The sequence below is a fragment of the Rhizobium mayense genome (assembly GCF_030272705.1).
Classification (GTDB): Bacteria; Pseudomonadota; Alphaproteobacteria; order Rhizobiales; family Rhizobiaceae; genus Rhizobium; species Rhizobium mayense.
Window position 1 is genome coordinate 1 of sequence record NZ_JARFYM010000009.1, and the last position, 14,445, is coordinate 14,445.

The 14,445-nt window shown below is 60.4% G+C and carries 12 protein-coding genes; 9 read left to right on the top strand and 3 right to left on the bottom strand.

All coding sequences use genetic code 11. The annotated features are described in order from the left end of the window. Window positions 1-270: 270 nt before the first annotated feature. Entirely contained in the window at window positions 271-1,737 is a 1,467-nt protein-coding gene (locus PY649_RS13110; RefSeq protein WP_285868876.1) for a tlde1 domain-containing protein, read from the top strand. Between the two features lie 36 nt (window positions 1,738-1,773). On the opposite strand, the gene PY649_RS13115 is transcribed toward PY649_RS13110, so the two are convergent. Beyond that, window positions 1,774-2,877 carry a COX15/CtaA family protein gene (locus PY649_RS13115; RefSeq protein ID WP_285868877.1) on the bottom strand — a complete coding sequence of 368 codons (1,104 nt, stop codon included), beginning with the start codon at window positions 2,875-2,877 and terminating at the stop codon, window positions 1,774-1,776. Between the two features lie 112 nt (window positions 2,878-2,989). On the opposite strand from PY649_RS13115, the gene PY649_RS13120 reads away from it, so the two are divergent. Together PY649_RS13120 and PY649_RS13125 are read left to right on the top strand one after the other, a co-directional pair. Then, a complete protein-coding gene (locus PY649_RS13120) occupies window positions 2,990-3,199 on the top strand; it encodes a DUF2842 domain-containing protein (protein WP_285868878.1) in 210 nt (69 codons plus the stop codon). 160 nt (window positions 3,200-3,359) lie between these two features. Then, window positions 3,360-4,625 carry a GNAT family N-acetyltransferase gene (locus PY649_RS13125; RefSeq protein ID WP_432761355.1) on the top strand — a complete coding sequence of 422 codons (1,266 nt, stop codon included), beginning with the start codon at window positions 3,360-3,362 and terminating at the stop codon, window positions 4,623-4,625. Here PY649_RS13125 and PY649_RS13130 read toward each other — a convergent pair whose 3' ends face one another. Next, window positions 4,626-6,845, bottom strand: a complete 2,220-nt coding sequence (locus PY649_RS13130) for a GumC family protein (protein WP_285868880.1) — start codon at window positions 6,843-6,845, stop codon at window positions 4,626-4,628. Between the two features lie 193 nt (window positions 6,846-7,038). Here PY649_RS13130 and PY649_RS13135 point away from each other — a divergent pair, with 193 nt between their 5' ends. The 6 genes from PY649_RS13135 to PY649_RS13160 all read left to right on the top strand — a co-directional run bounded on the left by PY649_RS13135 (window position 7,039) and on the right by PY649_RS13160 (window position 13,259). Beyond that, the gene (locus tag PY649_RS13135) at window positions 7,039-7,614 is read left to right on the top strand and encodes a polysaccharide biosynthesis/export family protein (protein ID WP_285868882.1); all 576 of its coding nucleotides are present in this window, start codon (window positions 7,039-7,041) and stop codon (window positions 7,612-7,614) included. 12 nt (window positions 7,615-7,626) lie between these two features. Then, a complete protein-coding gene (locus PY649_RS13140; protein WP_285868883.1) occupies window positions 7,627-8,772 on the top strand; it encodes a glycosyltransferase in 1,146 nt (381 codons plus the stop codon). A gap of 76 nt (window positions 8,773-8,848) precedes the next feature. Then, window positions 8,849-10,411 carry an undecaprenyl-phosphate glucose phosphotransferase gene (locus tag PY649_RS13145; RefSeq protein ID WP_285868884.1) on the top strand — a complete coding sequence of 521 codons (1,563 nt, stop codon included), beginning with the start codon at window positions 8,849-8,851 and terminating at the stop codon, window positions 10,409-10,411. Continuing rightward, a complete protein-coding gene (locus tag PY649_RS13150) occupies window positions 10,408-11,670 on the top strand; it encodes an O-antigen ligase family protein (RefSeq protein WP_285868885.1) in 1,263 nt (420 codons plus the stop codon). The genes PY649_RS13145 and PY649_RS13150 overlap by 4 nt, the downstream gene beginning before the upstream one ends. A 2-nt stretch (window positions 11,671-11,672) precedes the next feature. Further along, complete coding sequence (locus PY649_RS13155) at window positions 11,673-12,872, top strand: glycosyltransferase (protein WP_285869063.1); 1,200 nt, start codon at window positions 11,673-11,675, stop codon at window positions 12,870-12,872. Between the two features lie 96 nt (window positions 12,873-12,968). Continuing rightward, the gene (locus tag PY649_RS13160; RefSeq protein WP_285868886.1) at window positions 12,969-13,259 is read left to right on the top strand and encodes a helix-turn-helix domain-containing protein; all 291 of its coding nucleotides are present in this window, start codon (window positions 12,969-12,971) and stop codon (window positions 13,257-13,259) included. A 60-nt stretch (window positions 13,260-13,319) separates the two neighbouring features. Here PY649_RS13160 and PY649_RS13165 read toward each other — a convergent pair whose 3' ends face one another. Then, on the bottom strand, window positions 13,320-14,342 hold the full coding sequence (locus PY649_RS13165) for an extracellular catalytic domain type 1 short-chain-length polyhydroxyalkanoate depolymerase (RefSeq protein ID WP_285868888.1): 1,023 nt from the start codon (window positions 14,340-14,342) through the stop codon (window positions 13,320-13,322). Window positions 14,343-14,445 lie beyond the last annotated feature (103 nt).

Below are 14,445 nucleotides of genomic sequence, written 5' to 3' on the forward strand. Positions count from 1 at the left end.
GCTTTCATATGTATTTTATGAACCTTTATTAGCTAATATTAAATTTTTGTCACAAATCAGCCCTTATCGCCTGTTTCGGCTTTCCCCGCCGCAATATTCGCGGTCATCACAATACCAATTCCAAGATCGGGTCGGCGTAAAGGAATTGGTTACCATAATTCGGCATGCTTTCCGACAGCCGGCAAAGTGACGGCCGGACGCAGTTCTGCGTCCCGGCGTAGGCGCTTTTGTGAGCCGGTGGGGTGCGTATATAGTTGGATAACGAGTATCATGGCGTTTGCGACCGAGACTTTCGGTAACATCAATTCCCGTTCCGGATATTCTTCGCGCCGGAAAAAATCTCTAGGGATCAGTACCGGTACCGTCATCACCGGCGTCGCAGTGGCGATGTTCGCATGGGTGGCAGCGACGCTGATCACCACGCAATCGATGGTCCTGTCCCTCCCCCGCTCAGATATATCATCAGCGGATTTGCTGACGCCGAGAGCGTCTGCCTTCATCGTGCCGCAGGGGCGTATCCTGCATCCGGCGCGCCTTGCAAGTCAGACCGTGCCCATGGGCGGGAGAATACGGGCAAGCGGTACGTCCCCCGATGCGGACAAGCGAGAGGCCATCGCACGTTCCAAAACGATCCTGGCGCGTGCGCTGGTCAAGCAGCAATTGGCGAGCGCACTGTCGCAACAGGCCTCGGATCTCGCGCGGGCTCAGACCGCTTCAGCCGTTGCCAAGAACGACGCCCAGAGCAATATCTCTGGCACGGCAGTCTCGATCACGACCCCCGCCAATTCCATACCGCAGCCGGCGGAGATTGCAGTGAGCAAACCCGCCACTCAAGCCACAGGGCCAAATACGGCCGCCATGGATCATCCGGGCAAGGACAGTCTGCCGGTCCCAGCATCCGCAAGCGATGCAACGCCCATCGAGATGGCGTCGGCCGCTCCACCGGCCGGAACGATCGACCGCGCGGTTGCGGAGAGCCTCGCGACGGCCGCTTCCATCGATCCCGCGTCGCAGCAGCCTTTCGACATCATCCCGATGCCGCGTCCGGGCCAGACGCCCGCCATGGATAGCGCCGCGTCGCCGGACGCAGAAACCATCGCTCTTGCAGAAGCAGAAGACGCGTCATCTGCGGAGGAACTACCTACCGTCGTGCCGCTGCCACGTCCGGCCCATGTCGTCGCAAGGGCCGCCGGCTCGGACAGCGCAAGCACGCCGGACGCTGCTGACACGTCGCCTGCGCCCGTGCTGGCCTATGCCAAGCCGGACGAAGAGGTCAAGCGGTCGCGGCAGTTCCTCAATCCGTTCGCGGCCCTTAGCCCGCGGGGCGGAACCGCCATCTACGATATCTCGGCCGGAACCGTCTACTTGCCGAGCGGCGAACGCCTCGAGGCGCATTCCGGCCTTGGCTACATGCGTGACAATCCCCGCTATGTCGACCGCAAAAACACCGGCCCGACGCCGCCTGAAACTTATAACCTGACATATAGGGAAAGCCTGTTCCATGGCGTGCAGGCGCTCCGCCTGACACCTGCAAACGGCGCCCGCGTCTATGGCCGCGACGGGTTGCTGGCTCACACCTACATGCTCAGAGGAGGCCGTGCCGAATCGAATGGCTGCGTGGTCTTTAAGGATTACCGCCGCTTCCTAGCCGCTTTCAAGCGCGGCGAAATCAAGCGCATACAGGTGGTGGCACGTCTGTCGTCGGCGCCCAGCAACAGCAATGTCGCGTCGCGCTGAGTTTTGCGAAACAGGAGGGCGAGGCAATCATCCGCCTCAATCCCTCACAGCAATGACCGTCTGGTGCGGATATTCGCCATAGAAACCGCGCCAGTTGGCGATGGCAAAGCCGAAGACGATGAGGGCGCCGGCTTGATGAGTCAGCGCCAGATGCAGCGGCACCTGCAAGAGCAGCGTCGAAATGCCCAGGATCGCCTGGATCAGCACCAGCACGAACAATACCACCGAGCGGCGGGCATGCGTCGTCTGCGCGGCTGCGCGCAACGAGATGATCATGTTGATCGCAACCACGGTGAAGAGCGCATAGGCGCCGAGGCGGTGGACATATTGCACCATCTTCGGGTTTTCGAAGAAGTTGATCCAGGCCGGCGATTGCGCAAACAGCCCTCCTGGCACCACAGCACCGTCCATCAGCGGCCAGGTATTGTAGGAGAGGCCGGCGTCGAGGCCGGCAACCAGTGCGCCGAGATAGATCTGGAACAGCGCCATGAAGGCGATGAGGCCAGCAAGCTTTGCCGAATAACGCGTCGGCGCCGGGTCGTTGGAATGCGGCGCCAGCGCGCGCATGAACCACATGCAGGCGGCAAAGATCAGACAAGCGGTAACGAGGTGAGTGGCGAGACGATACTGGCTGACGTCGGTGCGCGCTTCGAGGCCGGATGACACCATCCACCAGCCGATCGCGCCCTGTAGGCCGCCGAGAACGAAGATGCCGCCGAGCGGCAGCCATAGCTTGCGCTCGACGCGGCCGGTCAGGACGAAGAACAGCAAGGGCAGGCCGAAAATGACACCCATGGCGCGGGCAAGCAACCTATGCGCCCACTCCCACCAGAAGATGCCCTTGAACTCATCGACCGTCATGTCCTGGTTCAGCTGCTGGAACTGTGGGATGCGTTTGTAAAGATCAAACTCCTCTTGCCATTCCTGTGCATTGAGCGGCGGGATGGCACCATGGATCGGCTGCCATTCGGTGATCGACAGGCCGGAATTGGTCAGACGCGTCGCTCCCCCGACCAGCACCAGACCAAAAAGTGCCAAAAGCACGCAGGCAAGCCAGATGCGGATGGCGCGGCGATTGCGGTCCTGGCGGGCCACTTCGTTCAAAACGGCCTGTTCCTGCGTGAAATTAGCGACAACCATGGGATCTCCCTTCAATCCGGCTGTTGATTTGCCCGATAGGGGCGTGCAAAACAAGTCCCGAGACTTTGCGGCATGCCGTCGCGGCATGCCGCCGAGAGAGGAGAGACCACCCTTGCCCCTTCGCCTGCGCAAATTCATTGGCATGATCCTGCTCGTGCTGCTGGTCGTCATCTATGCGATCGTGGCGATGATCGTGGCGGTGCGCACGCTGGGCGACCAGCCGAGCTGGGTGCATTTCCTCTATTTCCTCTTCAGCGGCCTTATCTGGGTACTGCCGGCTATGGGGATCATCAAGTGGATGGCCGGGCCTCGTCCGCAATAGAGGCCGTCATATTCAAGTGATTTCGGATTTACGTAGAGATAACCGTGATCAACGGGAAATCTGCCGGGCCACTTCGCCTTAAACCAAATATAAGCCGCCTGCCGCGAAGACTGCATGCGAATGCTGTCTGATCGGAGACGCGCAAATGCAGGCGCAAAAGGTGCAAACACAGAAGCTCGACGTTGCAGGCATGGCCGTTGCGGCTGCGACGCATAGAGACACAGCATCTACTGCCTCCGCGCGGTCCGTGGCGGGTGCCGGCATCCGCGTCGAAATCTTCGACAGCATGGCTCCGCTGGAGGCCGAATGGCGGGCGCTGGAGCAGGACGATCTTGCCTCCCTTCATCAGAGCTACGACTGGTGCACCGCCTGGACGGAAACCTTTCGGCATCCGCTAGCCATCGTCCACGGCTCCTTCAATGGCCGCACCGCCTTTATCCTGCCGCTTGAAATCATCCGCACGCAGGGTGTCCGGCGCGCTGAATTCATCGGCACGCGTCATAGCAACATCAATACCGGCCTGTTCTCCGCCGAATATCTGGAAACAGCGGACAATGTCCTTTCGGCATCACAGCAGGCAGAGATCGCGCAGGCATTGCGGGGCAAGGCCGATCTGATGGTTTTGCGCAACGTGCCGCTGGACTGGCGCGGCCGCGAAAGCCCCCTCGCCTCTATGCCCGCCGTCGAGAACCAGAACCATGCCTTTCAATTACCCTTCCTCGGTACCTTCGAGGCGACGCTGAAGCAGGTGAATGCCAAGCGGCGGCGCAAGAAATTCAAACATCAGACTCGCATTCTCAACGAGAAGGGCGGTTATGAGTACGTGATCGCCGCGCCTGATCAGCGGGACACGCTACTCGATCTGTTCTTCCGGCAGAAAGCGGTTCGCTTCGAAACGGCTGGCCTGCCGGATGTATTTCACGATGCGCCCACCCAAACGGCGCTGCACCGGTTGCTGGCGCTTCGAGATGACGGGCAGTCCTATGCCGCGCTGGAGATGCACGCCTTGCGGCTGAAGGGCGAGCATGAGGGGCATATTCCCGCAGTCGCCGCTCTGTCGCGCAAGAGCGATCACGTCATCTGCCAGTTTGCCTCGATCGACGAGGCACTGGTTCCCGAGGCCAGTCCGGGCGAACTGCTGTTCTGGCTGATGATCGAGCGGCTCCACCGCGAGGGTGTTGCCCTCTTCGATTTCGGCATTGGCGACCAGGGCTACAAGCGCTCCTGGTGCCCGATGGAAACGACGCAGCACGACCTGATCCTGCCGATTTCGCGGATCGGCCATATGGCGGCCTTCGCCCAGCGCGGGGTAACGCGCGCCAAAACGGCCATCAAAGCCAATCCCCGGCTCTACGGTTTCATTCAGCGGCTGCGGGCGCGGCAAGGTGGCAGCGATGCCTCGGCGGAAGAGGCCGAGAAGGATTGATCAGGCCGCGTGCTGACGAGCGTCGGGGCCCTGCTCCTCGCGCCAGCCGGACATCAGGATGATGTGCTCATAGCCGGCCTTCTGGAATTCCGTCATTGCCGTAATGAACTGGTTCTCGTCCGGCTCCGGCATGGAGAGGATGATTTCCGTATCCTTGCTGCGCGTCAGTCTGGCCACGCCTGAGACGTCGGCTGCGCCGCATTCGACCAGGACGATATCATAGGCCGAGCCGAGCGCATCGAGGATCAGCGACAGGCGGTCGGCGCCGCGCATGGCGCGGGCGACGTCACTGGTGCCTTGCGGCACGAGGTGGGCATCGGAAAGACGGTCGGGATGAATGGTATCCGCAAAGGCAGCCTCGCCGCAGAGCAGATCGGTCACTCCGGAAAGACCGGCGGTTTCAGCCATCAGCCGCGACGGGCAGCCGGTTCCGGTCATATCGACCAGGACGATGCGGCGTCCTGCGTCGGCGACAGTGCGAGCCAGCATCACGGTCGCCGTGGAACCATTGTCTCCGGTCGGTGATATGGCGATGGCAAGACGGGAGTCGCGTTCGATCAGATAATCGGCGACAGATTGGATGGAAAAATCCTCTTCGTCTTCCGCCGCCTCGACAGCCTCGTCTGGCCGATGGCCAAGATCGATTACTCCCTCCATTTCGTGCGCCAACGTCTCATCGGCGACGACGGAGAGCATGCTCGCCGGCACTTCGCCTTGGCGCGGCGTGGCGGCGACTTTCGCAGGGACAGCTTCGATCACAGTCTCCGAATGAGCAGGCGTTTCCCTTCGGACCGGAGTTTCACGCTCGACCGGGCCGACCGGACGCAAGGCGCGGCCACTGAAGAGTTCGGCAAGCATGATGACGATGGAGGTCAGAATAAAGGTCGCAAGCGTGGCGACGACGACGATCGGCCCGATCTTCGGGAAATAGGGATCGACCGGTTCGACAGCCTTGGAGACTACGCGGGCATCCGCCGGGCTCGAATTCTTATCGATGCGGGACGCGGCTTCGCGGTAGCGGGCGAGATAAGTTTCCAGCAATTGACGTTCAGCGGCCGCTTCGCGTTCCAGGGCATTGAGGCCGACTGCATCCTCCCCCGCCCGGGCGCTATCGGCCTTCAGCGTGTTTGACTGTGCCACGAGCTGCTGCTCGCGCAATTGTGCCACCTTGGCTTCATTCTCGATGCTGGCAAGGATCTTCTTTGTTTCACGGTCGACCTGCTGACGGATATCGGCGAGCTGAGCGCGCAAGCTCTTCAGCTTGGGATGACCATCCATCAGTGTCGTCGAAAGATCCGAGATCTGCGATTCCAGATTGGACTCCGTCGCCTTCAGCCGCTGAATGGTCTGCGAGCCCGAAACGTCAGCGAGCGTATCGGTGGAGCGGCCGGTGGCGAGCGCGTTGCGCACGGCCTCAGCCCGTGCCTCTGCGTTAGCCCTCTCGCCACGCACCTGCGCCAGTTGACCGGAAATATCGGCAAGCTGCTGTGTGGCGAAGGTATTATTGTCGCTGGTCTGCAGGAGACCGTTGGCGGAGCGATAGTCCGCAACCTTCTTCTCGGCCTCGTTCACCTTCTCGCGCAGATTGGCGATCTCAGGCTCCAGCCAGCGCGTAGCCTCGGTGTTGGAATCGAGCTTGGCGCCGCTTTGCATCGACAGATAGACCTGAGCCATAGCGTTCGGGACGCTTGCCGCCAAATCCGGATCGCGGGACGTGAAGCTGATGCCGATGACGCGCGAGCTGTTGATCTGGTAGACCTGAAGCTGATTTGTGAAGGCGTCGAGCATCCGCTCTTCCGGCGCCTTGTCGAGCGAGCTCTTTTTCAGATGCAGCATGACGAGAATGTCGGAAAGGGCTGAGCTCTTGCTAGCGGCGGCAAATTCCGGACGCTCGTAAAGCTTTAGGTTGGTAATCACCTGCTTGATGAGATCGGCCGATTGCAGGATCTGCACTTGGCTTGCGATGTTGAGTTCATCGAGCAGCGGACCGGAGCTGGCATCGTTGTTCTGCGTCGTTGTCGCGAAAGCGGGCGCGCGCTGCTCGATCAGGATGCGCGTTTCACTTCGATATTCGGGTGAGACGACCTTGGCGACGGCAAATGCCAGACAAGCACCCACGAGCGTGATGGCGATGACGCGCAGCCGGCGCTGCCAGACGGCGCGAAAAAGCTGTGCGAGGTCGATATCGACATCCTGCTGGCCATTGTTGACGCCGGGCATATACAAGAACTCCGTAATATAAAGCCAAAATTAAGCGTAAACGACTATGGTAACCCAAGCGTTAATAGTAATTTCTACGTTTTGCTTTCGAACAATCTAATAAAGACTATAGAATTTTCTTTGGTCTTTACCGGCCGTTAACCCTAACGGATCGATAACGACGTCAATGATTTTCCTGTCCTGTGAGCGCGAAATGCCCTTCGCAAAGCCAAAGATTGTCCTGGCACTCGGCATGGCTGCCGTGAGCGCCGCGCTCAGCGGCTGCAACACCTATCAGCCGGCGCCGAGAGCCTTCAGTGAAGCAACCATCCAGCCCTATACGTTGGACAGCGGCGACCACCTGCGCATCACGGTCTTCGACCAGGAAGGTTTGACGAATACCTATACGATCGATCAGGCCGGTTACATCGCCTTCCCGCTGATCGGCCAGGTCCCTGCCCGCGGCCGCACGCTGCAGCAGCTCTCCGGCCAGATCGCGCAGAAACTTCGCCAAGGCTATATCCGCGATCCGGACGTTACCATCGACATCGATCGCTACCGCTCGGTCTACATCATGGGCGAAGTCGGCCAGCCAGGTCAGTATTCTTACGTGCCCGGTATGACGATACAGAACGCCATCGCCGTTGCCGGCGGCTTCAGCAGTCGCGCGAACCAATCCAATGCCGACGTTACGCGCAAGATCAATGGTCATGTCATGACCGGGCGGGTCGGCATCTCCGATCCAGTCCTGGCGGGCGATACGATCTATGTCCGCGAACGGCTATTCTGACCGTTCCCGACCATGGCAAAACCGCTCCGCATCCTTCATTGCTTCAGGTCTCCGGTCGGCGGGATATTCCGGCATGTCCGCGATCTGGCGGAGGAACAGAGCAAAGCAGGACATGAGGTCGGTATTCTCTGCGATAGCCTCACCGGTGGGGAGCATGAGGACCGGCTGTTCGACGACGTCAGGCCTTTCCTCTCGCTCGGCGTAACGCGCCTGCCGATCAGGCGTCAGATTAGCCTGTCCGACGCCACGACGCTTTGGAGCAGCTATAAGAAAGTCAAAAGTTTGCGGCCGGATGTGCTGCATGGGCACGGCGCCAAGGGCGGCCTGCTTGCGCGCATCCTCGGCTCAGCCCTGCGGGTGAACAGGTATCGCGTAGCCCGCCTCTATACCGCGCATGGCGGCAGCCTGCATTTCTCGCGCGCCTCGCCACAGGGCCTGCTGGTCCACAGCCTGGAACGGCTGTTGGAATTTTTCACCGACGGGCTAATCTTCATCTGTGAATTCGAGCGCCGAACTTACGAGAGCAAGATCGGCAAGCCGCGGACGCGCACTGCGATGATCTATAACGGCATCAGCGAGCGCGATTTCCGGAGCGTACCCACACGATCGGACTCGGTGCACTTCGTCTACATCGGCATGCTGCGGGACCTAAAAGGTCCCGATCTGTTTGTGGACGCCTTCGCCAAGACCGAACGGCGGGTCGGCCGGCCTCTGTCTGCGCTCATGATCGGCGATGGGCCGGACAAAGACAAATACCGCACGATGATGATCCAGCGGGGCCTTGGCCACCGAATAGGCATGCTTCCGGCCATGCGCGTGCATGAAGCCTTTGCCATGTCGCAGAATGTCGTCGTCCCCTCGCGCGCCGAGGCTATGCCCTACATTGTGCTCGAAGCCCTGGCCGCCGAAAAGACGGTGATCGCTTCGCGTGTCGGAGGGATCGCCGAAGCGCTTGGCGAACATAGCCCTGCCCTTGCCGAGGCAGGCAATGCCGACGACCTTGCGCGCATCATGGCAGTCGCGATTACCGAGCCGACTTGGCGCCAACAGACCATGCCCGACAGCGAGACAATCCGATCGACATTTTCGGCCGCGGTAATGGCCAGAGATACTATAGAGTTATATTACGATATACTTGAATACAGCGACGAACATTAGAATACAAACAAGTGTTGTAAGCGTTTTTTAGCTCATATCTGCTAGGCCATGTCCGGTAACGACCGGATGAATTGCCATGAGCCATATTGAGAAGTCCGAGCAATTTAACTTGGACAATATTCGCAAGCAGGTTTCGGAAATACGCACCCGCAGCGCTGAGGAACAAAGCGACGATCATCAGGCCGGCGACATCAACGCTTACGCCCGTCAGATCGCCGAACAATTCCGTGAGGACAATCAGACGCCGGCAATCATCCTCGGGCAATACCGGCTTTTCGAATTCCTGTCGCTGCTCGCTGTCGGGCTTGCGGTTCTTTTCTTCCAGACCACGCCCGGCGCCCATCCCTTCCTGACGGAAGCGGCCGTGACGATCGCGCTCTCCGGTCTCGCCATCGTCCTCCTGCAAGTGGCTGACGCCTACCAGATCCCGATACTGCGCGCGCCACACCGTTTCCCGCACCGCATCCTGGCGTCATGGGTGGCCGCATTTGCTGTGATGGCCCTCGCCCTATTTCCATTCAATCTCGACCATATCTATTCGATCCGTGTCCTGGGGATCTGGTTCGCCGTCGGCGCAATCTTCCTCGCCGTCGCCCGCGGCGTGTTTGCCTACGGCATCCGCAACTGGGCGCGCAATGGCGTGATGGAAAGACGCGCCGTCATCGTCGGTGGTGGTGAACCGGCCAAGGAACTGATCCGCGCGCTCGAACATCAGCCCGACAACGACATCCGCATCTGCGGGATCTTCGACGACCGCGGCGAAAAGCGCTCGCCCGTGATGGTCGCCGGCTACCCGAAACTCGGCACCGTCGCCGAGCTGGTCGAATTCGCCCGGCTGACGCGCGTCGATATGCTGATCATCGCGCTGCCCATCAGCGCCGAGGACCGCATTCTGCAGCTCCTTCGAAAGCTTTGGGTGCTACCCGTCGATATCCGCCTGGCGGCGCATGCCAACAAGTTGCGCTTCCGCCCCCGCGCCTATTCGCATGTCGGCGCGGTGCCGATGCTCGACATCTTCAACAAGCCGATCCGCGATTGGGATGGCGTCGCCAAGCGCGTTTTCGATGTCTTCTTCAGCCTGCTCGCGCTTTGCCTGCTCTGGCCGATCATGCTCGGCGCGGCGATCGCCGTGAAGACGACGTCCAAGGGGCCGATCTTCTTCATGCAGAAGCGCCACGGCTTCAACAACGAGATCATCAAAGTCTTCAAATTCCGCTCCATGTACACCAACATGAGCGACCCGACGGCCCGCAATGCGGTAACGAAGAACGATCCGCGTGTTACGCCGGTCGGACGTTTCATCCGCAAGACCTCGATCGACGAATTGCCGCAGCTGTTCAACGTGCTGCTCGGCAGCCTCTCGCTCGTCGGCCCGCGCCCGCATGCCGTGTTGGCGGCAAGCCACAATCGCGTTTACGCCGACGTGGTCGAAGGCTATTTCGCCCGTCATCGCGTCAAACCCGGCGTCACCGGCTGGGCGCAGATCAATGGCTGGCGCGGCGAGATCGACAGCGACGACAAGATCAAGTTCCGCACGGCTTACGATCTCTACTACATCGAGAACTGGTCGCTGTTCTTCGATCTGAAGATCCTTTTTCTGACGCCCTTCCGTCTTCTCAACACGGAAAACGCCTATTGACCGCGATCGATCTCTCCTATCGGCGCGTCGACCGGCCGCAGCTCGCAGCGATGCGGCTGATCGGCACCGCTTGCGTCGCCTTCGGGGTCTTTCTGTCGGGCTTCGTCATTGCCGAACCGGCGCCCTATGAGCTGTGGGTCGCCTTTCTCATTGGCGTCTGGTTCATCCTCGGGTTGAAAATCTCGCGCAATGTCGCGCCGCTCCTGGCGCTGTTCCTGACGTTCAACGTCGGCGGCATGCTGTCGCTGACGCAGATGCGCGATCTCGGCGCAAACGCTCATCTCGACGGGCCGATCTATGTCGCCGTCTCCACCTTCCTGGCGCTGAGTTCGGTCTTCTATGCCGCGATCATCGAAGACAGCGAAAAGCGCTTGAAGCTGATCTTCAATACCTGGGTGATCGCCGCGCTGATCACGGCGAGCCTTGGCATTCTCGGCTACTTCCACGCCTTTTCGGGCGCCGAAATCTTCACCCGGTACGATCGCGCCATGGGGGCGTTCCAAGACCCCAACGTCTTTGGTCCCTACCTGGTGACACCGACCATCTACCTGATGCACGGCATCCTGATCGGTGACTTGAAGAAGGCGCCGATCAAAGGGATCGGCCTGTTCGTTCTGGCCTTCGGCATCTTCCTCTCCTTCTCGCGCGCCGCCTGGGGATTGTTCTCCTTCGCCTCGGTGATGCTGATCTTCTGCATGCTGCTGAAACACCGCAGCAATGCTTTCCGGCTGCGCATTCTGGTCATGTCGCTGACGGCGATCATCCTCATGGTCGTCCTCCTGGTCGTCGCGCTGCAGTTCCATCAGGTGAGCGACCTGTTCTCGACGCGCACACAACTCGTGCAGGACTATGATGGCGGTCATCTCGGCCGTTTCGAACGTCATCGCATCGGCTTCATGCTGTCGATGGAACGGCCGCTCGGCATCGGCCCGCTCGTCTTCTCCACCCTCTTTCGCGAGGACGAGCACAATATCTGGCTGAAAACGCTGACCACTTATGGCTGGCTCGGCTTCTTCTGCTGGGTCAGCATGATCTGCTGGACGGTCTATATCGGCTTCCGCAACCTTTTGAAGGAGCGGCCCTGGCAGCCTTACCTGATGATCGCCTGGATCGTCATTCTCGGCCATGTCGGCATCGGCAACGTCATCGACACCGACCATTGGCGCCATCTCTACATGCTGATCGGCATCGTCTGGGGCTGCGGCGCACTCGAGCAACAGTATCAGCGTAGCTTGACCCGAAGGGGAGCCGCACCGTGAATATGAATGTCGGCATCAAACGCCTGTCGCTGCTGCAAGTTCTCGAACCAAGCGGCGGCGGTTCCGGGCGTCATTTCCTCGATCTCTGCCGTGCCATGCAGCGCCGCGGCCATTCGGTGACGGCAATCTATTCTCCGGTGCGTGCCGAAGCGGCTTTCGTAGCAGAGTTGGAGGGCATGGGCCTCGACAGTGTCCTCCCTCTCGCCATGCGGCGCGCGCCCGGGCCATGGGATATCACCGCCTGGTGGCAAATTCGCAAGATCGTTGCCCGGCACGGGCCGTTCCATCTAATTCACGGCCACAGTTCCAAGGCGGGAGCGCTGACGCGGCTGAGATTGCCAGGCCCGCATATCCCCGTGATTTATACGCCGCACGCTTTCCGCACCATGGATCCGACGCTCGGTTCCAAAGGTCGGATGATCTATGGCGGCATCGAGAGACTGCTTGGCACCTGGCTGTCCGACCGCCTGATCTGCGTGTCCCGCGATGAATATAATCACGCGCTGTTGCTCGGCATTCCGGAGGCTCGGCTCCGTATCGTCGTCAACGGCGTCAGCGCGCCGCCATCCGGTCAGCGCGCCGCCATTCGTGCGCGCTACGGAATACCGCAGGACGCGCTGCTTTTCGGTTTTGTCGGCCGGCTGACCCCGCAAAAGGCACCGGAGCGGCTCGTTGAAGCTTTTGCCCTCGTAGCGAAGCAGCTGCCACAAGCGCACCTGCTGATGATCGGGGTCGGCGAACTGGCCGAGACCGTCAGCGACATGATCAAGGCCGCCGGGCTCGAAGACCGCGCCCACCTCGATGGCGTTATTCCCGGCGCCACCGCGGTCGACGCCTTCGACGTCGTCGTCATGCCGAGCCGCTACGAGGCCATGTCCTATGTCATGCTGGAAGCTGCTGCCGGCGGCAAGCCGCTGCTTCTGACCGATGTCGGCGGCGCGCGCACGGTGATCGAGCCCGGCAAGAACGGCTTTATCGTCGCCAACAGTGACGATTCGTCGGAACTGGCCGCAGCGATGATGCGCTTTGCCGACCCCAAATTGCTGCGAAGCTTCACCGCCGAGGCGCGGCGGCGCAAGGACGGCTATACGCTCGTTGGCATGGCCGATGCGACCGAGGAAATCTACTTCGAATTGCTTGGCTATCGCGCTCCTAACATCCTGAGAGCACCGGAAAAAATGGTCCTGCGCAGCGCCTCCTAAGGGATAAGGGAAGAATGCAGCACCATTTTAAGTTCGCACATGATCCCTATCCGAAAATCGGTTCCGATTTTCAGGTTTATGCGCTAAATTTAAGTCATGATTACATCAGCGCAATTACGTGGCGCACGCGCCATGCTCGGACTGACAACAGAAACGCTTGCCACTGAGAGCAAGCTGCCCGTAACAACCATTGAAGCGCTGGAAACGGACGTCAGTTCGGTGGAAGCGAAAGCGCTTGTTGCAGTTCGCTCCGTTTTGGAATCCCTTGGCATATCGTTCATTGCCAGCGGAAGCGACGAAGCCGGCGGCGCCGGCATCCGCTTCAAGCATTGGGCCGAAGACGGCGGCATCCGACCGGAAAACCTGAACGCCACCAACGACGATTGAAATCCCCTGCATTGAAAGCCAGGATTTTGCCCAAACCGATCTAGCCTGAAGGTCTCAGCGTTAGATTTTAGCCAATCCCCAGCTCCGAACCAATTCCGCCGGCGCAGAGATTGCGGCGGGCAAAATGAAGCGTTCGGTATCGTTGGCCGGCTCCCTGCCTTCGACGACAGGACCGATCGGCAAGCCGTGGCCGAAGTCGTTTAGGGTCACCAATTCCAGCACTTTGTCGCCGTAGTCGTTACGCCATTCGCGACGCTCTCCGCCTTCGAATAGGCGCAACCGACCCTTGGTCTGCGGACGCTCGTGTACGGCCAGCCACTGCGCCACCGACGCTTCGGCATTGCCAAACGACACGAGGTCGTCATCGGTCCCGTGCCAGACGGAGATTGCCGGGAAACGGGCGGCATCCGGCGACACTTCGCGGACGAGTTCCGCCCATTTTTCGGCCGGACGCACGGCGGCTCTCTTCATCACATCCAGGGCGGCCATGGCATCGCGGGCGGCGCCGAAAGGCAGGCCACCGATGACGGCACCGGCTGCAAACAGCTCCGGATAGGTGGCAAGCAGAGCAGAAGCCATGGCGCCGCCGGCCGACAGGCCCATGACGAAGATCTTGCTATTGTCGATTTTGTGTAGCTGGCGGCTGAAATCGATCATCTCGCGGATCGAACCCAGTTCACCGCGGTCACGCGTCACCAGGCTGGGGCGGAACCAATTGAAACAGAGATTGGCGTTGTTGGAGCGCTTCTGCACGGCGTAGAGCACGGCGAAGCCATGTTGGCGCGCCAAGGCAGTCCAACCGCTGGCGCGATCGAAATCCTCGGCATTCTGGTGACAGCCGTGCAGGACGACAACCAGAGGCATCGGGCCTTCGACACCCGGCGGCACGTATTCCAGCATGCGCAGGTCGCCAGGATTGCGGCCGAACCACAAGACCTCCGTCAGACGCTGCGGTACCAGTTGCGTGGATACGCGCCGGCGGGCCGGCTGCGATTGCGGCCGCGTCATGGGGAATTTGAGCTGTGGGAACTCGACGGAATCAACGAGCAAACGGCGAAGCCGGCTCGGAACTTTGAAATTCATCTTGGACCTTTCAAATTATCCGCGCCCGCCGTTGTTGATTTTGTTTGGTGGGCCACGGCCGCACATCAACCCGCAGGGGTAAGCAAATCGAGCAATCGACTCT